At 38.6% G+C, this 22,331-nt stretch carries 17 protein-coding genes; 12 read left to right on the top strand and 5 right to left on the bottom strand.

Annotated features, from left to right (window positions below; genetic code table 11):
* The first annotated feature begins 106 nt into the window (after positions 1-106).
* From M3180_RS19785 to M3180_RS19760, 6 genes are all read left to right on the top strand, one after another.
* Positions 107-1,975, top strand: a complete 1,869-nt coding sequence (locus M3180_RS19785; RefSeq protein WP_251670728.1) for a DEAD/DEAH box helicase — start codon at positions 107-109, stop codon at positions 1,973-1,975.
* Positions 1,962-2,384, top strand: a complete 423-nt coding sequence (locus tag M3180_RS19780; protein WP_251670726.1) for a hypothetical protein — start codon at positions 1,962-1,964, stop codon at positions 2,382-2,384. The genes M3180_RS19785 and M3180_RS19780 overlap by 14 nt, the downstream gene beginning before the upstream one ends.
* 385 nt (positions 2,385-2,769) lie before the next feature.
* On the top strand, positions 2,770-4,362 hold the full coding sequence (locus M3180_RS19775; protein ID WP_251670723.1) for an HD domain-containing protein: 1,593 nt from the start codon (positions 2,770-2,772) through the stop codon (positions 4,360-4,362).
* A 68-nt stretch (positions 4,363-4,430) separates the two neighbouring features.
* Positions 4,431-5,057 (top strand): CYTH domain-containing protein, encoded by a 627-nt coding sequence (locus tag M3180_RS19770; protein WP_251670720.1) that lies wholly within the window; start codon positions 4,431-4,433, stop codon positions 5,055-5,057.
* Positions 5,058-5,357: 300 nt separating this feature from the next.
* Complete coding sequence (locus M3180_RS19765) at positions 5,358-5,993, top strand: type 1 glutamine amidotransferase family protein (protein ID WP_251670719.1); 636 nt, start codon at positions 5,358-5,360, stop codon at positions 5,991-5,993.
* 77 nt (positions 5,994-6,070) lie between these two features.
* On the top strand, positions 6,071-7,042 hold the full coding sequence (locus M3180_RS19760; protein ID WP_251670718.1) for a helix-turn-helix transcriptional regulator: 972 nt from the start codon (positions 6,071-6,073) through the stop codon (positions 7,040-7,042).
* Positions 7,043-7,250: 208 nt separating this feature from the next.
* Here the strand turns inward: M3180_RS19760 and M3180_RS19755 are convergent, their stop codons facing one another.
* Positions 7,251-9,275 (bottom strand): right-handed parallel beta-helix repeat-containing protein, encoded by a 2,025-nt coding sequence (locus M3180_RS19755; RefSeq protein WP_251670717.1) that lies wholly within the window; start codon positions 9,273-9,275, stop codon positions 7,251-7,253.
* Between the two features lie 505 nt (positions 9,276-9,780).
* Here M3180_RS19755 and M3180_RS19750 point away from each other — a divergent pair.
* The 3 genes from M3180_RS19750 to M3180_RS19740 all read left to right on the top strand — a co-directional run bounded on the left by M3180_RS19750 (position 9,781) and on the right by M3180_RS19740 (position 14,033).
* Positions 9,781-11,136: an SLC45 family MFS transporter gene (locus M3180_RS19750; protein WP_251670716.1), complete on the top strand. Its 1,356-nt coding sequence runs from the start codon at positions 9,781-9,783 to the stop codon at positions 11,134-11,136.
* 158 nt (positions 11,137-11,294) lie between these two features.
* Entirely contained in the window at positions 11,295-12,293 is a 999-nt protein-coding gene (locus tag M3180_RS19745) for a LacI family DNA-binding transcriptional regulator (protein WP_251670715.1), read from the top strand.
* A gap of 75 nt (positions 12,294-12,368) precedes the next feature.
* A complete protein-coding gene (locus tag M3180_RS19740) occupies positions 12,369-14,033 on the top strand; it encodes a glycoside hydrolase family 13 protein (protein ID WP_251670714.1) in 1,665 nt (554 codons plus the stop codon).
* A gap of 228 nt (positions 14,034-14,261) precedes the next feature.
* Here the strand turns inward: M3180_RS19740 and M3180_RS19735 are convergent, their stop codons facing one another.
* The 3 genes from M3180_RS19735 to M3180_RS19725 all read right to left on the bottom strand — a co-directional run bounded on the left by M3180_RS19735 (position 14,262) and on the right by M3180_RS19725 (position 16,543).
* Positions 14,262-14,852 carry a DUF1989 domain-containing protein gene (locus M3180_RS19735; protein ID WP_251670713.1) on the bottom strand — a complete coding sequence of 197 codons (591 nt, stop codon included), beginning with the start codon at positions 14,850-14,852 and terminating at the stop codon, positions 14,262-14,264.
* A gap of 135 nt (positions 14,853-14,987) precedes the next feature.
* Positions 14,988-15,638 carry a spore coat protein gene (locus M3180_RS19730; protein WP_251670712.1) on the bottom strand — a complete coding sequence of 217 codons (651 nt, stop codon included), beginning with the start codon at positions 15,636-15,638 and terminating at the stop codon, positions 14,988-14,990.
* Between the two features lie 143 nt (positions 15,639-15,781).
* Positions 15,782-16,543: a YqcI/YcgG family protein gene (locus M3180_RS19725; RefSeq protein ID WP_251670711.1), complete on the bottom strand. Its 762-nt coding sequence runs from the start codon at positions 16,541-16,543 to the stop codon at positions 15,782-15,784.
* A gap of 129 nt (positions 16,544-16,672) precedes the next feature.
* Between M3180_RS19725 and M3180_RS19720 the strand changes: the two genes are divergently transcribed.
* The 3 genes from M3180_RS19720 to M3180_RS19710 all read left to right on the top strand — a co-directional run bounded on the left by M3180_RS19720 (position 16,673) and on the right by M3180_RS19710 (position 19,457).
* Complete coding sequence (locus M3180_RS19720; protein WP_251670710.1) at positions 16,673-17,842, top strand: endonuclease Q family protein; 1,170 nt, start codon at positions 16,673-16,675, stop codon at positions 17,840-17,842.
* Between the two features lie 98 nt (positions 17,843-17,940).
* Positions 17,941-18,627, top strand: coding sequence for a phosphoribosylaminoimidazolesuccinocarboxamide synthase (locus M3180_RS19715; protein ID WP_251670708.1), 687 nt, complete (start codon positions 17,941-17,943; stop codon positions 18,625-18,627).
* A 200-nt stretch (positions 18,628-18,827) separates the two neighbouring features.
* The gene (locus M3180_RS19710; RefSeq protein WP_251670706.1) at positions 18,828-19,457 is read left to right on the top strand and encodes a hypothetical protein; all 630 of its coding nucleotides are present in this window, start codon (positions 18,828-18,830) and stop codon (positions 19,455-19,457) included.
* A 139-nt stretch (positions 19,458-19,596) separates the two neighbouring features.
* Here the strand turns inward: M3180_RS19710 and M3180_RS19705 are convergent.
* Positions 19,597-22,331, bottom strand: a 2,735-nt coding sequence (locus tag M3180_RS19705) for a chitobiase/beta-hexosaminidase C-terminal domain-containing protein (protein ID WP_251670704.1), incomplete at its 5' end; no start/stop codon positions are given.

The raw sequence follows: 22,331 nt of genomic DNA, 5'->3' as shown, positions 1-22,331 counted from the left end.
TATGGTAATATGTATATAAACGACAACGTTCTATGACGGCTGTCGTTTTCTAGTTTATATGTGGTTGTCGAATTAGGTCACTTTTTGAAATCTGAGAGGAAAGGATGTGGTTGGGATTATGTATTTTAAAGAAACCCCCTGCTTTATTGAAGGAAATGTAAAACTTCGCAAGCCTCAATTGGAGGCTTACTTAAAAATTCAATCTCATTTTCTATCAAGTCCACAGGAAGAAGCATTAGTTGTACTTCCAACTGGTACAGGGAAAAGTGGATTAATCGCCATAGCTCCTTTTGGTGTTTGTGAGGGAAGAGTACTAATTATTACACCGGGGCATGTAACAAAGAAAAGTATTGCGAAGACTATGGAGGCGCTAGACGAAAATTTTTGGATTAATACAAATGTTCTGTTTGATATTCAAGATAATCCTGTTCTAGTTTCATTTGAGAATGAAATTTTAGATAGTGAGTTAAGTAGTGCCAACATTGTTTATACTAATGTTCAACGGATAAACTCTACTAACGGTTTGTTAAACAGAGTACAAAGAGACCATTTTGATATGATAATTATTGACGAGGCACACCATGCACCTGCAGAGTCATGGCAGACTGCATTAAACTATTTTTCAAATGCTAAGGTATTGCATGTGACTGGTACACCATATCGTGGGGATGGTGTCGCTGTTCCTGGGAAGAAAATACACGAAACAAAATTATCTGAAGTAATGGAGAGTAGATATGTAAAGTGGCTTAGAAACAAAACTATAGAGACTAAGGAAATAACGTTTTATCTAGAAGATGGAAGTATACTTTCTCTTAATGAGGCTAAGGAATTAAAAGACGAAGCATGGGTGCAGAAGTCAGTTGCGATGTCGGATGCTTGTTCATTAGAAATAGTAAAAAAAAGTATTGATGAATTAGATCAACTAAAGAGAATATCTCCTCAAGTACCTCATAAAATTATGGCTTCTGCCTGTAGCATAAAACATGCAGAAAAATTGGAGGAGTTGTATAATTCAGAGGGCGTGAGTGCTGTGTTGATTCACAGTAAAATGTCGCGTGAAGAACAGGACATTAAGTTTCAACAAATTGAGCACCACAAATATAACGTAGTAGTAAATGTAGATATGATGGGTGAAGGGTATGATCATAGATACTTGACTATTGCTGCATTGTTTCGTCCATATAAAAGTTTAAATAGATTCGCACAGGTAATTGGAAGAGTATTAAGGGCGATACCTGATAACGAGATAACGCGTTACGAGGTTGATAACAATGCACTAGTAATTTACCATGATGAGCTAGGGTTAGATGAACTATGGGAGTTCTTCAAAAAAGAAGTTGATGATATTAGTCGATATAAAAAAGTTCGAGAGATTGAAATTGGTGATAATGAATATGAAAAGAGAGAAACTATTTATGGACAAGCTGTAATACGTGGAGAGTCTATTGAGCAAATTGACTCATATAGTGGACTTATTGATTTTCATAATGAATTCGAAATAGCGAGGAATTTAATTTTAGAAGAAACTGAAGCTAAGAGACAAGAGTTAAAATCCATAGGTTTAGATGATGAGCTTATCGAAGAAACACTTGAAAAAATGTTTAGAAAAAAAATCAGGGATAAAACTGACGAATTTAACCATATTTACAATGAAAAAAGACCTCTTGAAAGAAGAAAAATGATCAGAAAAATACTCACTGAAAGAATTCAGTTAGTAGCGGTTGATTTGCTTGAACAGTTTAACATTGAGCCAAAGGAAAACACACTCTATTCAAAGTTAAAACGTCTACTACCTAAATTTACTAAACCAACTACAAATAATGATGGTGTACTGGTTATTTTTATTAATACAAAAATCAAAATAAAGTTTGCAGGAAGAGACGTAATGGAAATTGAAGATTTAATAAGAGCACAGGAGTATCTGGATGATAATTTAAAACCAGAACTGGAGAGGATATTACATGGAATTTGTTAATGAATTAAAAATAAAAGTGGAGGAACTAGTTCATTTCGAATTGAATCAAGGAGTATCCCCTATTGAGTTGGCAGCTAGCATTTATGACGAAGACTATACGGAAATAAAGATAAAAAAACTATTTGAATGTATTCAATGTACTGTTCAATTTATCGATAGAGAATTTTTTAGTGAGAAAAAAGTAAAACATGAGTATCGGTACATTTATGACCGTAATAACTATCTTCAAGAAATTCATCATGATATTAATAAAGGAAGCAGTCTACTCTGGTCTAGAGCTATTGAAAGAGAAAAGTTACTTAATGATATAGCTAGAATTGCAAGCCAAACTGATAAAGTACAATTAGCTAATTTCTCAATAGAGAAACTTTCTAAAGAAGCCAGAGATTATTTAAAAAGTGTTATGTGAGAAAATCATAAATATGGAGAGTTTAGTTTTTTAATTCTAAAAAAGATCAGGGATTTTTGAGAGAGAATTGTAATACATTTCAGGTAGGAACTTCCACTTATTTTACTGATCTTAGCGTTTTATGAGTTGTATAAAAATGGATAAGAAATGTCTTTTTTATAGTTTTAAATATTGAATATTTTTCTAGTAGTAAAAAGAATATTATAATGGCTCAATAGGGAAAGTTTAATTCTGTTGAAGCATGTCCCTCATAACAAGAAGCGTTATTGAAGGGGAGTATCTTACGAAAAAACATAGTATGAGATGCAGGTCTTCCATAGTTTATGTATTATATTTATTTGTTATATATGTAAATTAACAAAATTCTCTTCATGGGGGTATTCAAATGATATTTTTTGAAGAGCTTGACCTACTACGTAGTATAAATGATCCAATACACGGAGTAATCCGAGTGTCAATGAATGAGATGCAAGTTATCCAAGACCCACTTTTTCGCAGGTTACATCATGTCAGACAGAACTCATTTTTATATAAGGTCTTTCCTTCAGCTAAACATACTAGATTTGAGCACTCTATCGGAGTAATGAATTATGCACATCAAATGTTTCTCGCTATTTTAGAAAATGGATATACAGCAAGAATACGCGGAGATATTGCAGAAAGCAGTGAGTTTTATGGTGCTCTGGATTTGGGAGTTGGTGTTGATTTAAGCCAATCACTATCTCAGAATGGAGATACATTAAAACAGACATTTATTGAGCTTCGATTAGCGGCATTACTACATGATATCGGGCATGGGCCGTTATCTCATTTGTTTGATGCATTTGCTCCTAATATTGAAGAATTTATGTTAATTTTACGAAGTGATGAAATGATAAATAAAGATACCAAATTTATTCAGAGAATGGAAGTTCTACTTGAAAAATATGTAGAAAAGCAACTTGAAAAAGGTAATAAAGATATTAGGATAGAGCATGAGCATGTATCATCTTATTTTACATATAAAGTTTTAAATAGGACTGTAGGAGTCACAAAGGAACAGATTTATAATATTTTAACTATTTTAAAGCCTGAATTAAGTTTAGGTAAGCGCTTAATATCTATTTTTGATAGAGAGTTTGATGTGCTTCCTATATTGAATGATATTGTAGCGAGTGCACCGATTGATTGCGATCGAATGGATTATCTTAAGCGAGACAGTTATTTCGCTGGTGTACCATATGGTAATTACTCTGAATCAAGAGTATTAAAATCTATGTTAGCGTATGCTAAGAATGATGGAAAAATCAGGTTAGGCCTTAAACGAAGTGGGTTACATGCAATTGAAAATTTTTTACAAGCTAGATATGAAATGTACGTCCAGGTTTACGGTCATAAAACTAACGAGGCATGCAGGGCAATGTTGAATTTTGTAACAGAGGAGAACGGACTAAATTTCGTTAAATGGTCTAAGAAGTCGTTAACAGCTAATGATTTTGAAGAACTATACACTTCATTAACTGATGAAGAATTCGTTAACCACCTAATGAGTGAGTTGGGAGAAGAACGTAGAAGTGCTCTTCGGGATATAAAAGACAGAAACTTATGGAAGAGGGTATACGAGGTAGAAGAGTTTATTGATCAGAAAGACAAAAAGACTCTCTTAAGCGAATGCTTTTCAGAGAGTTTTGATAAAATGAAGGAAGAATTCGGTGAAGAAAAATTCAAGATATATACAGACGAGAGATTTCCTTTAAAGGATATGGATGCTGGTGCTCAGCTTTTGGAGAAATCAACAAGGGGATTCTATGTTATTTCTCCAGTTAAAATTCGAGAAAGTTCCCAGATAATTAGTTCTCTTAATAATGGTCTTCGGATAATGAGACTTTATAGTGTAGATAAAGAAAATGCCACCGAGTACAAGAAATATGCTGTTCAAAATATAATGCCATTGCTAAATGATGTGGCGAATAAGAGAGAAAAATATGTTCCGAACTAAAGTGAAAAAAAGTTAGTATTTGAAAGTGAGATGGAGTTTAAGTTGTAAAATCTAAGGGAGATGATTTCATGGCAATTACAGAAAAGGAATTAAAACTTTTACTTGAGCATGATTCCTTTACTAAAATACTTAATTATGCTCCAAAATGTCCTAATCCAATACGCCAGACTAATTACTATTTTGACACTCTTGATTTTAGGTTGGATAAGGCTGGAATTACATTGAGAATCCGTAATGAAGATGGACAATGGTTACTCTGTCTAAAAATAAAATCAAAAAGTGAGAGTCGCTTTATTTCATCTTTGGAGATAGAAAGGCAAATATCTAATAAAGAATTCGAATACTTTAAATCAAATCCTTCAGAGATACTTGGAACGATTGCTGAAAAAAAACACGACTTGAAGATGATTATTGATTCTTCTGAAATTTGTTTTTTAGGGTATATACAAAATGAACGATTGAAAGTAAGACTGTTTAATGAATACACTTTTGAATTAGATCATTCATTTTTTCCAGGGGGAAATGAATCTTTTGAGCTCGAGGTTGAAGGAGTCAACTCTGAATTAGAGTGTGAATATATATTAAGTGAATTAAAAGGGTTGGGGATTAATTATCATATAAACAAAAAAAGTAAATATAAAAGATTCGTAGAGTATATTAGTTCAAATAATAATGTCTCTATAGCTTTAAAGTAGCACAAGATTTGTTCACGAACTAGTGCTTTGAATTCGAGAAAATTAATAATTTCATTTCAGACTAATTGGGAACCAAAGATGCTTCTGTAAGAGTTTCGTATAATTTCGCCCTACTCATGTTAAGGAGAACCATACTATAAATAGGCAAACTAAAAACAAAGTATAATAACCGCACAATCTGCAGAAATATATACGTTTATTTTACCGAGCTTAAAAACTTCACTGACGGAAAGTGTCAGTGAAGTTTTTTTATATTAGAGATATCGACGAGATGGAATAATGATAAAAGGAGTGCAAGCTATGTATACAAAGAACGTGTATCTTTATGTATTTGATACGATGTCAGACTGGGAGGTAGGCTATTTAATTGCGGAGCTAAACTCGGGTAGGTATTTTAAGAAGGATTTGGCACCTATAACGTTGGTTACAGTAGGGGCTCATAAACAACCTGTGACTACAATGGGTGGATTGAAAGTAATTCCTAATATGTCTGTTGATGAGTGTATGTTGGATAGCAATGATGTTGTCATTCTTCCAGGGGGAAATACGTGGATGGATGAAATTCACGAACCGATATTAAAAAAACTTGCCACAGCTTTAGAAGAAGGTACGGTTGTTGCGGCCATCTGTGGGGCAACAGTAGCAATGGCCAGGATGGGATTGCTAGATTCAAGAGCGCATACAAGCAACAATCTAGAATATATGAAAATGATTTGTCCTCAATACAATGGAGAAAACTATTATCAGGATAAACCAGCAGTAACGGATGGCAATCTCATTACGGCAACTGGAATAGCCCCGTTGGAATTTGCAATGCATGTATTGAAGGTAATGGAAGTATTGGATGCAGAAACATTAGACGCGTGGTTCAATCTTTACAAGACGTACGATTCAAAATATTTCTTCGAATTAATGAATGCTATAAATAGCAGATAAGCAGATTAATAAGTATATAATGATATAGAACTGGAATGCTTATTGGATATTTTTTCGGGTGGAGAGAAGGTGCTTCTATGGCTAAATGGGACAACATGCTGTCTGTGCTTTGGATGCTGAGATACGGAAGGAAGCTTACTGCCGCACAAATCGCGGATAATTTGGAGATTAGTGTGCGAACGGTATACCGATATATTGACGCATTATGTGCCAGCGGCGTGCCGATTGTCTCAGAATCAGGTCACGATGGAGGCATTCACATTCTTGAAAGCTTCAAGGAGACACCATTGTTCTTCGACTCTGTAGAGTTAAAGGCACTTGTTGATGCATCGAAATTCGCAGAAGGTGCTGGTTACCCGTATACGGAAGAACTGAAAATAGCGTTAAAGAAAGTGGAGGTTGGACTGCACGAAGAGCAACGGCATAATTTGTACCGTCAAACGAGTGGTTTAGATGTGATTTCTCCTGTACGCGCCTCTTTCACCATTCCGTTGCTTAGAGATCTGGAGGAAGCGGCTAATAAGGGACAAACGGTTCGAATCGCCTATCGTAAAGCGAATGCGGAGCAGGCCGACGAACGAGAAGTTAATCCATATGGGCTAGTTTACAACCGAAATCAGTGGTATGCTATCGCGCATTGCCAACGGTCGAAGGCGATGCGGACGTTCCGAGTAGACCGAATCGAACGTTTAGAGATGACTGAATTTCATTTCGAAAAACCCGAGTTTTTCTCTGCATCCCAATACTTCCGCGACGAGTCTGAAGAGGGACTAGAGGCGGATGGACCGCTAATGGTTATCCGCATTGAGGGAGAGCCCGATATATTGAATACGATTGGTGGACACTGGCATCTGCGTCACTATGTGACGGAGAGAAACGATCGGGAGGTAACCTTTCTGCTTGATGTCCAAACCATGAATAAGTATCTTCCTAAGTATCTGATTACGTTTGGCACAGCCATTCATATACGTGAGCCACAAGAGCTGAGGCACCAGTTACAGGAAATGGCGTATCGCATTGCCAAGCACTATGAAGATAAACCAAATTGAACATGAAATTCGCTCTTCAGATATAAGGTGAACAACCATAAGTAAAACATGCCCTGTTCGCAAACGGACAGGGCATGTTTTATTTTGAGCTTACAATAGTATTAACTCCAACATAAGTCAGTTAAGAGAAACGATAAAGCTGCTCGGCCTGTCGTTTCTTCACGCTAGATGGAATGCGTTTCGGACTGGATCTCAACCATTATTTTAATTAAAATTCAAAAGTAATCGTACCATTATCGTTCAATTCAAACGGACCAGGTGTGACATCTGCATCAGGTCTCTTCGTTCCGAAAAAGTCGGAGTCCAATCGGTATGGAGTACTGTCTGGTTCCTCGTACTTCATATCGGCGTGATAAGTCTTGCCAAGCAGGTCGGTCGTTACCACCAATGAAGAGGCTCCCGCAAGCAGTGCGGGCTCATTCATTTGAATGTTTACCTTACCTTGTGCAGAATCAACCTCAACGTTTATGCCCTTCTGCGTATAGATTCTCGCATTGGATTCATGACTACTTGGTACCGCATCGTTAAGATATACATTTCCACCCATAGCTACAGGAAGAACAGCATTTCCTATAAAGAAATCCTTTGCGGCATCGCCCAGCTCGACAAGCTCTTCTTTCGTGTACTCCCACCATTTCTTATCTTTAAAGTTAGGATGCTTGTCGTATCCGCCCAGCCCCACATTATGCAGATAGCAAATAGAATTGTCCGGAACGCCATCCATAACGGTCTTTCCGTCCTCTCCAACCTCATCCCTTGGCTTGAGTGGAAGATGCTCAAAAAAGGTTATTGGAACAGGCGCTTTATAAGCCTCATTATCCCCTAAAAAGATATTGTTATAGTATCTGTCATCGCCTCCGGTAATATTGGAGTATCCGGCCATTGCCGTTTCGTGAGGGAAGTGATACGGTGTAATTCGAGTGATCTCCGAACGAACGACAAATTTACCAGCAAACAAGTTATGTGCAAATGCTCCGCCCTGCGCCATATTCCTAAAATTCATAGGGGAGAGGAACAGATTGTGATCAACTAGATACGGGCCATGGCAAACCTCAACGAAGAGGTCTTCAGAAAGGTTGTCAAAAAATACGTTACGGCTGATGCGAGTACCCTGTGCCTGCCAGTCAAGCCAAAGTCCACGGTAGCAGTTATAGATTATATTTTCATTAATTTGTGTATCTAGTGCTGCATGCAGTTTGATCCCAGCCACCTCGGCACCGTGTCTAAGCCGCTTGTGGTGAATATTGTAAATACGGTTCTGATAAATCTGGCTAAAGGCTGCCCCCATATGACCTACAATAGCTGCCTGCTCACAATCGTGAATGACATTGCCGCGAACGATGTGACTGCCCACGCTATCCTTATGCCAGCCTGAGCGTAACGCCCGTAAAATAACCTCCTGCTCGCGTTGAGTACCGCCTTTACTATGCTTCCCATTGGACTTCGCGTGACCTGTACCGATCTCGGTACCTAGACTGATCCCAACACATTTGGATTCACTAATTATATTATTTTCAATAACCCAGCCCTTGCTCCAGTGAGGTCCGATTAGGCCTTCCTGGTAGTCTGTAGGTGGCGCCCATTGCGGAGAGGCTTGACGAAGTGTGAATCCGCTTACAGTTATGTAATTAAGCCCTGGTTTTTCAGGCCAGAAACAATAAGGACGCACATTGATTTCTACATTTTCCTTACGAGGATCTTTTCCTCCAAAGTTAGCCCATATCTTCGTTGTTACAGAGCCAACTTCCGCATACCATTGTAATAGCGAGTCCTGGGGATACTTGGCTTCAGACCACACTTCGGGATTGCGAACCTTTTCGAGACGATCGGTCTCATACAGAGATTTATGATCCAAATAAACATCACCGAGATGAACCGAGTACGCTCCGTCAAATAGCCAGTCTCCACTCAACTCTACTTCAAAGGGATTACGAACGGAAAACATCGAATTGGGTACCTCAGTGCTCCAAACATTGTCTCCTTCAGATATCCAGTCGGTAATTCGTTCAGCTCCTGTAATAACGACTTCCCCATCTCCTGCGGAGCGATAAATGATTCGATGATCAGCTGTTCCTCCGTTAGCCGGGTTAACCCATTCCCTGTATACTCCCGCATGAACAATAACCGTATCACCAGCTATGGCAAGAGCCGCAGCTCGTGATATTGTACGAAAGGGTTGATCAGCTGTTCCTTGTGCCTGATCATTCCCATGTATGGATACATGATATTCCATAAAAACTCTCCTTTATCCTATAGTATTAAAGCGGTAGCCATTGCTTACCTTAATGATAAATTACTATAATCATACTATATTTTGTTAATATTCGTACATGGATACAATCTCTCTTGCATTCACTAAGCTGAACCGTATTCTAAGTAAAGAAGATTAGTTAAATTTATTTAGTGAACGAAAAATTATCATGTATTTGATGAGTAATTTTTGAAATCGATTTCAATTTAATATTACAACCAAATTAAATAGATATTTGCGAATTTGTGTCATTTTAATTTTATTATTGTGAGAAACTCGAAAAAGAACTATAATTATCTACAGTTTAGGTATACTAATGTTGTTTGCAATAGATTGTAAGCGTTATTGCTTTATTAGCTAGAGTAACGAATGTTGATGATTGATTTATTGATTCTGTTGAAATCGATTTCAAGTATTTTCAAACAAACAATCCTCTCAGTCATATTGCAGCTCAGAGAATTAATTAAAAATTATTGGAGGATTCAGAATGGCAACTCAATCTGATCAAGTAAGTAGTACTAACACGATGAGACAATTACCTAAGCTTCCAATCAGTATCATTTGGATGATTAGCTTTGGATTTTTAGGTGTCCAAATGGCTTTTGCTTTGCAAAGCTCGAACATGGGTCGTATCTTTCAGACCATTGGTGCTGATCCCAATTCCTTAGGATTTTTCTTTATTTTGCCCCCACTAGCGGGCTTAATTGTCCAACCCATTGTAGGTTATCTTTCCGATCGAACATGGATACCTAAACTAGGAAGACGCGTTCCTTATTTAATTGTTGGTGCTTTAGTCGCCGTTATCGTCATGTGCTTACTACCTAATTCAGGTAGTTTTGGTTTTACTGCAGTCGTTGCGTTAACCTTTGCATCTGTAACGATTTTGTTTATGGATGTGGCTTCTAATGTAGCAATGCAACCGTTTAAAATGATGGTTGGTGATATGGTAAATGAGGAGCAAAAGGGCTTTGCTTATTCCATACAGAGCTTTCTTTCTAATAGTGGTGCTGTATTAGCAAGTATCTTTCCCTTTGTGCTTACGTTATTAGGCGTCTCTAACACAGCACCAGAGGGAGTTGTACCAAGATCGGTTGTTGTGTCTTTCTATGTTGGTGCCGTTATTTTAGTAATTTGTTGCTTATTTACAGTGCTTAAGGTTAAAGAATATTCGCCTGCTGAATATGCTGCCTACCATGGAATTAAGCTTAATGCGAAGAAAGAGAAAGTAAGCATGTTTGCTTTACTTCGTAAAGCACCGAAAATCTTCTGGACCATCTCATTAGTTCAATTATTCTGTTGGATGGGTTTTCAATATCTGTGGACGTATGGTACAGGTGCAATTGCAGATAATGTTTGGAGTACGACTAATGCAGCTAGTGCAGAGTACCAAACAGCAGGGAACTGGTTCGGTATTCTTTCTGCAGTACAAGCTATTGCAGCGGTAATTTGGTCCCTTGTGTTATCGCGTATTTCAAATAATCATCATAAACCTTGGTATGCCATAAGTTTATTAATTGGTGCAATTGGATTTGGTTCTATATTCTTTGTAGAAAGCCAAAATCTATTGCTTGTTTCATTCTTCTGTATAGGGATTGCATGGGCAAGTATGATGATGTTCCCATTCACAATGCTAACGAATGCCTTGTCAGGTGAAAATATGGGTACGTATTTAGGTTTGTTTAACAGTAGTATTTGTATTCCACAAATTATTGCTTCCTGTGCAAGCTTTGCATTGTTCCCATTGTTAGGCTCTTCAATGCCAGCGATGCTTTTAGTATCAGGTGTTTTACTTGTGCTTGGAGCATTATCCGTATCAGTTGTTAAAGAGACGTATATACGATAATAATCAATTGATCAATACGTATGCGTAATTTCATTGCACATTATAGGCTCAATCACTAGTAAGATGCGTCATTGACATTCATGCCTGATGTTTCTTTTTATACTTTTTGGATATATCAATATGAGTTCACTAAAAAGATGTAGTATGGAGTGAAAGATATGCCTAATATTAACGATGTTGTTCGGTTATCAGGTGTTTCCAAATCAACAGTATCTAGAGTGATTAATAACTATCCACATATTGCCCCTGAAAAAAGAGAACGAGTAATAAAAGTGATGAAAGAAATTGGATACACACCTAACGTTTCTGCTCAAAAATTAAGGGGATTGGCCGGAAAAATAATTGGAGTTATTGTCCCAAGAATTGTAAATCCTTTTTTTTCATACCTGGTGGAATCAATAGAAAAAGAAGGGTATAGAAGAGGATATCAGACGGTGATTTTCCAAAGTAATGAGGATAGTAAGCGGGAAGTAGATTTCCTTAATTTATTGAAGCGTAAGCAAGTAGATGGAGTTATTATGACCGCCTATGAAAATGATTGGGATACAATAAAGAAATATTTGAAATTTGGACCTATTGTGCTGTGTAATGAGTATTTACCAGAGCCTTTTGTACCAATAGTAAAGGTTGATCAATTTACCGCATCATACGAAGGTGTGAAGCACTTAGTGCAGCAAGGATATCGAAAAATAGCGTATTGCACGGGTGGATTATTTAATGATTCTGGGAAATATAAGGATCGAAATCATGGGTATGAGAAAGCATTAGCTGAGGCTGATATCGAGATTAATCCGAGTTGGCTTTTTATAAAGCGACATACGATTGAAGATGGAAGAAAGGTATTGCACCAAATATACAATATGCAAGATAGACCCGATGCTATCTTTACAGGTAGTGATGAGGTTGCTGCAGGAATTATAATGGAAGCGCGAAAAGTAGGATTACGTATTCCAGAGGAACTTGCGGTCATAGGCTTTGACGATCAGCCATTGGCAGAAATGCTAATGCCAGAACTGACAACGATTAAGCAGCCTGTAAGTGATATCGGATATCAAGCAATGGACCTAATTATTAATCGTTTGGAAGGTAATGAGGTTGAGGTTGAGGATAAAATCTATACATTACCGTTTAAATTAGTCATTAGAAAGTCAACCTAATGTTAACAGGAAACATTGTGCTGGATTAACTACAGTATTTTTTAGTTGATTATATATAAAAGTGAGGTCAATAAAATGAAAAAAACGTGGTGGAAAGAAGCAGTCGCATATCAAATATATCCCCGCAGCTTTGCTGATACAAATGGTGATGGTATTGGTGATATAAGAGGGATTATTACAAAACTCGATTATCTCAAGGATTTAGGAATAGATGTCATTTGGATTTGTCCAATGTATAAGTCGCCTAACGATGATAATGGCTATGATATTTCTGATTATAAAGACATTATGGATGATTTCGGTACAATGGCTGATTTCGACGAATTGCTAGAGCAAGTGCATGCACGTGGTATGAAGTTGACATTAGATCTTGTTATTAATCACACATCCGACGAGCACCCTTGGTTTATTGAGTCAAGAAAAAGCAAGGATAACCCGTATCGTGACTATTATATCTGGAGAGATGGTAAAGACGGTAAGGAACCAAATAACTGGGAAAGTATTTTTCATGGCTCAGCTTGGAAGTATGATGAATTAACGGATCAATACTTCATGCATATTTTTTCTTCCAAGCAGCCTGATCTTAACTGGGAAAATCCTGTTGTGCGCAAGGAACTGTATGAAACTGTTAATTGGTGGCTTGATAAAGGTGTTGATGGCTATCGTGTCGATGCCATTTCGCATATTAAAAAGGCACCTGGATTCCCAGATTTACCGAACCCAGATGGCTTAGACTACGTATCGTCCTTCCCATATCATCTTAACCAGCCTGGTATTCAGACATTTTTGGAAGAGCTTCATCGTGAGACATTTGCCAAGTATGATATTATGACAGTTGGTGAAGCGAATGGAGTAACCACTGCAGATGCTGATGAGTGGGTCGGTGAGAAAAACGGAAAATTTAATATGATCTTTCAGTTTGAAGCAAATGGGCTCTGGGGCCAAGATACTGATGGAAAACTGGATTTATTAACTCTAAAAAAAGTGTACACTCGCTGGCAACATGCATTAGAGGGTACAGGTTGGAATGCTTTATTTCTTGAAAACCATGACTTACCACGTTCTGTATCCGTATGGGGGGATGACAAAAATTATTGGTTAGAGTCATCAAAAGCACTAGCTACATTATTCTTCTTCATGCAGGGGACACCGTTTATTTATCAAGGTCAAGAAATAGGTATGACGAATACGAAGTTTGATTCCATAGAAGATTACGACGATGTATCTGCAAAAAATGCGTATCGAATTGGATTAGCTAACGGAAAGACGCATGAGGAACTAATGGCACCAATCTGGATCAATGGTCGAGATAACTCTCGTACACCGATGCAGTGGAGTGCTGAGGAGGGTGCAGGCTTTACAACAGGTTCACCTTGGCTCAAGATAAATCCAAACTATAAGACGATTAACGTTGCTGCTGCCCAGCAGGATGAGAGCTCGATTCTAAACTATTACAAAAAGATGATTAAGCTGCGTAAAGCTGACGAGCTGCTCATTTATGGAAAATACGATTTGATCCTGCCTGAAGATGAGCAGGTTTACGCCTATACACGCGAATGGAATGGCGAAAAAGCTGTGATTATAGTAAATATGTTTGGTCAAGAAGCACAGATTACATTACCTGAGGAGTTAAACAGCTATCGCTTTGAATTAGTGCTAAGCAGTATTCATACATCAGCTTCATATGAACAGCATATGACGCTAGCACCGTATGAAGCGAGAATTTATCGTTCAAAATAATGTTGAGTCATTGACTTTATTCTAGAAGAGCTGTAGAGACCGGACTAAAAGCTGATTGCTTTGTCCGGTCTTTTGTATGTTACGCATAGAAGGATAGAGCACCTATGTACAATTTTAGTACAAAACTGATGACAAGCTGGATATCCGTTTGAAAATCTAAACCTTGGATTACTCAATAAAATTTGAGTGTTCGGAATTTTACTTGTCTCACTTACATCCACCACGGTGTTATGAGTACACCTCTACTTTTATAGAAGAAGAGTGGTAGCCATTACCTGCACTTTCTTCATTAGGACATGCTGAAATGGCAATAATTAAGTCCATTTCCGCACAGAGCTCTACATAGTCTCCTGGGGAAGACAGAGATGTTCTAATCTCAATTTGATTATTCTTTTCAATGATGGTATTCATAAAGATATTAAAAGGATAATGCTGACTTGGTGCTGGAACATTGTAATGTGAAAGCGCCTTATTTAAAATACAGTAACAATTTTCTAACGGTTTTTCTTTATTGTACAACAACTTATACATTTCAGGTCGACATGCAGGTGATAGTAAATCATGTTTTCCTACAGTGTCTTTTAGTAACGTTAGCATCGGTCTATATAAATTGGAATACAATTTGTCGTTTACTTTAATATCAGTGGACTGTAAAGCATCCCTTGTTGCAACTGGGTCTAGTCTTTCTTCATAATTTTTTTCATGGTATGCAACAAAGTCTGCAATTTGTTGTCCTTCCAGATCAATTACTTTAATAATTTGACCTTTGGATAATTTAAGACTATATCCTGTTTTCCCTTCTATAAGATACTCTTCCATTAAACAACACCCCTATGGAATTATTTGATATGTGTAAACGATCTGACTTGCTTTAGCATCATTCATTGTTTAGAGGAGAATTAGGTCTTAATAAAATGGCTGGAATAAGATTGTTCTTATATCCAGCCCGTTTTTTTAATGAGGCATATTTATATTTCCTTGTTGAGGAACCTTTGAATAGCTTGTAAGCATGATGTTCATATCTTGATCCATCAGTTGAGGAACTTGATAATACCTATGTTTGTTTTGGTAAAGGAATATTTCATAGCTCATCTCAATAAAATTCGGTACACTATCTGCAATAACACGGCGAAGCACGGGGTTTGTCATCTCTAGGGCTGTCATCGCTAACAGAGTGGCTAATGATTTTGTGTTTCCTAACATGTAAGCGGACAGGCCTTGATCTGAAAGCTCATTTATGGACTGATTAGGTTTTTTAGGTTGCCCTGGCATCATTCCATATAGAACATTGTTGTTTTGGGTCATTTTATATTGCTGGGTAGGGATGGTTGGATCTTGTCCCGTTTGAAAACTTTCGACAACTGTATTGTACATTTGTGTAACAAAAGAAGATTGCCGTTGTAAAATAGACTTTAATTCGGGATCCTGAACATATTGATCATACATTTGATATTGATCATACATTTGATATTGATCTAACATATTGATTAAACCAGCAATGACTTCGTGAGCATCAAATAACTCATGACCACCGTGATTTTTAATATGTTGTTGATTGGGGCTGTTTGTTGCAAATTGATTTTCGGTTTGGTTCTGATTTTGCAAAATGTTTCCCTCCTGTTTAATTTAAGTACACAAATAATATCTCCTTTTGAAGTAAATTTATTTACTAGCATAGAAGGGATTATATTATAGGAGCTTTAATTGAATAGGATGTAATCAACAGTTTTCTATGAGTGACTACATATCTATATTAAGAAAGCTTGATAATTTATTTTCATTCTCATAAAGGGACATTTAGATGGACTACTATCATCGTCACTTAAAAAATATTGTTTCCATTCATGATTGTCTTTATTTCCATACCAATTCAAATTAGGATGGACAGGAACTCTATCATAATCTACAAGCCTTTTTCGAATCAGCTTTTTCATATTACGTCCAAATGCTGTAGAATCGTTTATTTCCTCAAACACCCATCGAGGTTGAAACGCAATGAACAGGCTTGGAAAATAACGGCTCTTGCGTATAACATGAGCTGGTGTAGCACAAAAAGTAAAGTAAGGCTCTCCATCAAAACAAAATTCCCATTTATGGTCAGATGGATCTGAGGGGATATGTTCAGGCCATTCCGATTCATCAAATGTGGTTACATTGTTCAAGATAGTCCAAAATAACTCACGGAAATACTCTATATCATCGTTCTCAAGAAGAACTTTAGATGTTTCAAAGAAGACAACCAAAGAGGCATATTTTCCTGTATCACGTGAACATTTTCCATACACCCTTAAGGCTTCTGCGAGTTCTTTTGCTGAATTTAGCTCACGCGGATCTCCTATAAAACTGAACCGAAGATTATTGGTAAGAAACCCTTGTCTTCCTGGGATACATGGATACTTATTATGATCATCCGCTACCATGGAAGTGAAAGAGTTATAGGCTATTTGTTGCCATAAGGGGAGTGTTTCAAGCTGTTTGTCTATCCAAATCTTTTCTAAAAGTACTCCCACTTAACTCTCCTCCTTTTCCACTAATACACTATTAATAATGGACTAATGTATATTGTGATAAGTACCAGTAGGCTCTAATCATATGTATAAAGTATATTTACATAAAAATTTAAGGGAGGAGGCAGGAGCTTGAAGGAGTTTTTTGTCGATTTACACATTCATATTGGACGAACGGCAAGTGGAAAACCAGTGAAAATAACAGGGAGTAGAAACTTAACCTTGCAGGCTATTCTTCAATATGCAAATAGTCAAAAAGGGCTTGATATGATAGGGATCATTGACTGTCATGTACCTGAAGTATTATTAGAAATTGAACAGTTAGTCAACCTAGGAGCTATGGAGGAGCTAGCAGAAGGGGGACTACAATTTCAAAATACGACCCTAATATTAGGCTCTGAAATTGAAGTATATGACACAAACTGTCATGGACCAATTCATGTTTTAACCTACTTTCCAACAGTGGAGAAGATGAAAGGTTTTTCGCAATGGATGAGTCAGCATGTTAAAAATATTTCACTGAGTACGCAGCGTATTTATGTAGAAGGTCGAATTCTACAACAAAGGGTACATGAATATGGTGGATTGTTTATTCCTGCACATGTATTTACACCGTTTAAAAGTTTATATGGGAAAGGCGTTCAACGGAGCTTAACAGAAGTATTTGATGCCCAGCTTATTGATGGAATTGAGCTGGGCCTAAGTTCAGATACCCAAATGGTCGAGCGTATACATGAACTTCATCCATATCCGTTCTTAACAAACTCCGATGCACATTCGCTAGGTAAGATGGGGCGTGAATACGGAAAGTTTTTAATGGAGGAGTCAAGCTTTCATGAGCTTCGAAAAGCGCTTCGACATGAAGAAGGACGCTTGATACGTGCGAATTATGGTTTAAATCCATTGCTTGGTAAGTATTACGAGTCAATTTGTTTCCATTGTGGTGAGCAGGTAAGCATGGAAATGGAGGTATGCTCAGCGTGTGGAAGCACAGATTTCATTAAAGGTGTATCGACTCGTATTAAGGAGTTATCAGACGAAGACGTAACTCCTGTTAACAGACCACCGTACGTCCATCAGGTACCGCTTGATTTCATACCAGGTTTAGGACCTAAAACAATGAAGCGACTATTACAAGTGTTTGGAACGGAGATGAACATTTTACACCATGTAACAAAGGAGCAGCTTCTAGAAGTAGTACCAGAAAAATTAGTGGAATTGATTCATAGGGCAAGATTAGGCCAATTAAACATTGTACATGGTGGCGGCGGTAAGTATGGTAAAGTGTTAGGTGAGAAATAGATAACAACATCAGAAGGGCTTCTCAGAGTTGGTATACATTATGGTATAATATGGGGTATTCGGAGAATCTAATATATTTGTAAAAGGGGTCCTATATTGTGAATCTTATTTATACAGGTAAGACAAAGGATGTCTATGAGTTAGACAATGGGAATTACTTACTGAAGTTCAAGGATGATGTGACCGGAGAGAATGGTGTGTTCGATCCTGGTGCAAACACCGTAGGCTTAGTGATGGAAGGTGCTGGGCGTGCAGGATTAAGCTTAACGAAGTTCTTCTTCGAGAAATTGAAAGCAGCCAATATTCCGACTCACTACATAGATGCTGATATTAAGGAAGCAACTATGACTGTGTTGCCTGCTACGGTATTCGGAAAAGGACTTGAGGTAATATGTCGTTATCGCGCGGTCGGCAGCTTCCTTCGTCGTTATGGCTTGTATGCACAGGAAGGACAAGCATTGGATGCTTTTGTGGAAGTAACGTTGAAGGACGATCAGCGTCAGGACCCACCCATTAGTATGTCTGCTCTGGAGATGCTTGGTATATTGTCAGCAGAGGAGTATGCTACACTCGAGAACCTGACGAAGCAAATTTGCCAGATCGTGAAGGATGAGCTCTTTAAGAAAGGTATTGAGCTTTATGATATTAAGCTAGAATTTGGTCGCGTTAAGGATGGGCAGGTTGCTCTTATCGATGAGATATCTGGCGGTAATATGAGGGCTTACAAGGACGGAGTGTATATTGAACCTCTTGAACTAGAGAAGATTATGCTGTCTTCCGAATAAACCTATGTTGTATTGATCTAAGTGAAGGTGAGAGTTGTATAGAAACCGTTCGACGCCATGATGTTTGTGGATCGAACGGTTTTTTATTGGGAAACCTCAAGATAGCCAAACTTCTACCTCAATTATTATGGAAATACTAAAGGTAGGATTACATGCGATAAGCATGAATGCAGTTACTAATTATAGCGTGAGGGATGTTCATGTCAGTAGTGAATCGTTTAGCCTCTCAACTCCATCGAGACGATGAAGCACCTAATATTGAGTTGGCGCATGAATTAGCGAAAGATAAAAATCATTCTGCAATCGAAGAAATTATTGAACATCTAGCAAGTAAAGATAAAAAAATTCAATCCGATTGCATTAAAGTAGCATACGAAATAGGGCAAGTTAATCCAGAGCTCATCAGTATGTATGCATTAACTTTTATTGAACTGCTAAAAAGCCGTAATAATCGTTTAGTGTGGGGAGCGATGCAGGCATTATCAACGATTGCTGAGGTAGCAGCTGAAACCATTGTGCCTCATATCCAAACAATAAAACATGTCATGGAAACTGGGTCTGTAATCACAATGGATAAAGGGGTTTTAACTCTCGCCAAGCTAGCAACCGTAAGTGAGGAAAACAATGAAGAAATTTTCCCTTATTTACTTAATCACCTTGAAAAGTGCAGATCTAAGGAAGTACCTCAGCATGCTGAAAGTATTCTGTTAGCTGTAGCTGATGAAAATAAACAGCAATTTTTGAATGTGCTACAAAAAAGAGCACAATATTTAACAGCTGCACAATTAAAAAGGGTTCAAAAAATCTATAAAGTTTTGGATGCCAAATAATGTCCAGATCATATGCTGAGTGAAGAAGATACGAAAAAGTCAGCGAGAGTCCTCAAAAAAGAAAGGTTGGGCAAGAAAACACATCATGTTTTCTGTCCAACCTTTTTGTATGCTTGCACGTTTCCTTCGCTATAGTTTATTACAGAACGTCGAGTGTTATAAATACTTCCTCAGATAAAAACGATACTTTAATTGTAGTGCTACCCGATTTAAGCGCCGTAACAAAGTAGTTTTCATCAATTGATACTACGTCAGGATCTGCAATTTCAATCGTCACCCAATCGAGCGCATCAAACGCTTCATCTTTCCCTAATCCATCGATAAAGATTGTAGTGACGATGAAATTAGTGGTCTCCCCTACTCGCATTGGATTTGATGCTAGAAAGGCGTCAAGGAGATCCAATTGGAGCGTTGTTGACACGGTCACGGTTACAGTCTTTGTTAAGCCGCCATAGGTAACGGTAATGCTCGCCGTTCCGCTTCCGACCGCTGTCACAACGCCTGCAGCGCTGACTGTCGCGATAGACTCATTGTTGCTCACATATTGTGCTTCTGCGGTTACGTCGCGAGATGTGTAGTTATCGAAGTTGGCAGTAATGGCAAGCTTGTGAGTAAGTCCTGCTGTCGGCAGCGTAACAGTTGTCTGACTGGAATACAGAGCCGTCACTGTCGGTGGAATTTGCTGATCAATGGTTAATATATATTGCATAGACGCCGTTACCGGAGTTGTTGCCGAATCCGTCACACTAATCATGAAACTATAAGTACCGCTAGCGGCTGGAGTACCGGTAATTTCTCCCGTATTCGGATCTAATGCTAGTCCCGGTGGTAGTTGGCCAGCCGTAATTGAATAAGTAAGGGCACCTGTTCCACCAGAAGCTGTTATGAAACCATAGTAGACCGCTCCTACCATTGAAGATGAAGGGGATTCTATCAACTCAGGTAATACGATAGGTATGATCACGGTATATTCAAAACTCGCTACTGGGCTATTCATCCAGCCGGACTTAACAGCAATTGCTTTAATCGTTACTGCTTCTGTAATCGAAATTGGAGCAGTATAAAGTGTGCTGCTTGTACTAGGTACACTACCGTCAGTTGTATAGTAGATACTTGCACCATCTGCTGCACTAAGTGATACTAGCGTGCCATCATCAACCGCACCACTTGCTACATTAGCAGTTGGGATCGCCGCTTGTGGCTTAATCGTATAGCTCAAGGAAAGTACGCTGCTGTTAGTCATTCCGCTTTTAACAGCAATGGCTTTAATCGTTACTGCTTCTGTAATGGAGATCGGAGCAGTATAAAGTGTGCTGCTTGCACTTGGCGTACTACCGTCAGTTGTATAGTAGATACTTGCACCATCTGCTGCGCTAAGTGATACTAGCGTGCCAGGATCAACCGCACCGCTTGCTACATTAGCAGTAGGAATTGCTGCTTGTGGTTTAATGGTATAGCTTAGGGTAAGTACGCTGCTGTTAGTCATGCCACTTTTAACAGCAATTGCTTTAATCGTTACTGCTTCTGTAATGGAGATCGGAGCAGTATAAAGCGAGCTGCTAGAGTCAGGCGTACTACCGTCAGTCGTATAGTAGATACTTGCACCATCTGCTGCGCTAAGCGATACTAGCGTGCCAGGATCAACCGCACCGCTTGCTACATTGGCAGTAGGAATTGCCGCTTGTGGCTTAATCGTATAGCTTAGGGTAAGTACGCTGCTGTTAGTCATGCCGCTTTTAACAGCAATTGCTTTGATCGTTACTGCTTCTGTAATGGAGATTGGAGCAGTATAAAGTGTGCTGATTGTACTAGGTACACTACCGTCAGTCGTATAGTAGATACTTGCGCCATCTGTTGAGCTAAGCGATACTAGCGTGCCAGGATCAACCGCACCGCTTGCTACATTAGCAGTTGGGATCGCCGCTTGTGGCTTAATCGTATAGCTTAGGGTAAGTACGCTGCTATTAGTCATGCCGCTTTTAACAGCAATTGCTTTGATTGTTACTGCTTCTGTAATGGAGATCGGAGCAGTATAAAGTGTGCTGCTTGTACTAGGTACACTACCGTCAGTCGTATAGTAGATACTTGCGCCATCTGCTGCGCTAAGTGATACTAGCGTGCCAGGATCAACCGCACCGCTTGCCACGTTGGCAGTCGGGATCGCCGCTTGTGGCTTAATCGTATAGCTTAGGGTAAGTAAGCTGCTGTTAGTCATGCCACTTTTAACAGCAATGGCTTTGATTGTTACTGCCTCTGTAATGGAGATCGGAGCAGTATAAAGTGTGCTGCTTGTACTAGGCACACTACCGTCAGTTGTATAGTAGATACTCGCGCCATCTGCTGCGCTAAGTGATACTAGCGTGCCAGGATCAACCGCACCGCTTGCTACATTAGCAGTCGGAATCGTCGCTTGTGGCTTAATCGTATAGCTTAGGGTAAGTAAGCTGCTGTTAGTCATTCCACTTTTAACAGCAATTGCTTTGATCGTTACAGCTTCTGTAATGGAGATCGGAGCAGTATAAAGTGTGCTGCTAGAGTTAGGCGTACTACCATCAGTCGTATAGTAGATACTTGCACCATCTGCTGCGCTAAGTGATACTAGCGTGCCAGGATCAACCGCACCACTTGCCACATCGGCAGTAGGAATCGCCACTTGTGGCTTAATTGTATAGCTTAGGGTAAGTAAGCTGCTGTTAGTCATTCCACTTTTAACAGCGATAGCTTTAATCGTTACAGCCTCTGTAATGGAGATCGGAGCAGTATAAAGCGTGCTGCTTGCACTTGGCGTACTACCGTCAATTGTATAGTAGATACTTGCGCCATCTGCTGCGCTAAGTGATACTAGCGTGCCAGGATCAACCGCACCACTTGCTA

The sequence above is a fragment of the Paenibacillus camelliae genome (genome assembly GCF_023715345.1).
GTDB classification, from domain to species: domain Bacteria; phylum Bacillota; class Bacilli; order Paenibacillales; family Paenibacillaceae; genus Pristimantibacillus; species Pristimantibacillus camelliae.
The sequence above is the reverse complement of the archived record's forward strand: the minus strand, read 5'-3'. Positions and strand labels throughout refer to the sequence as shown.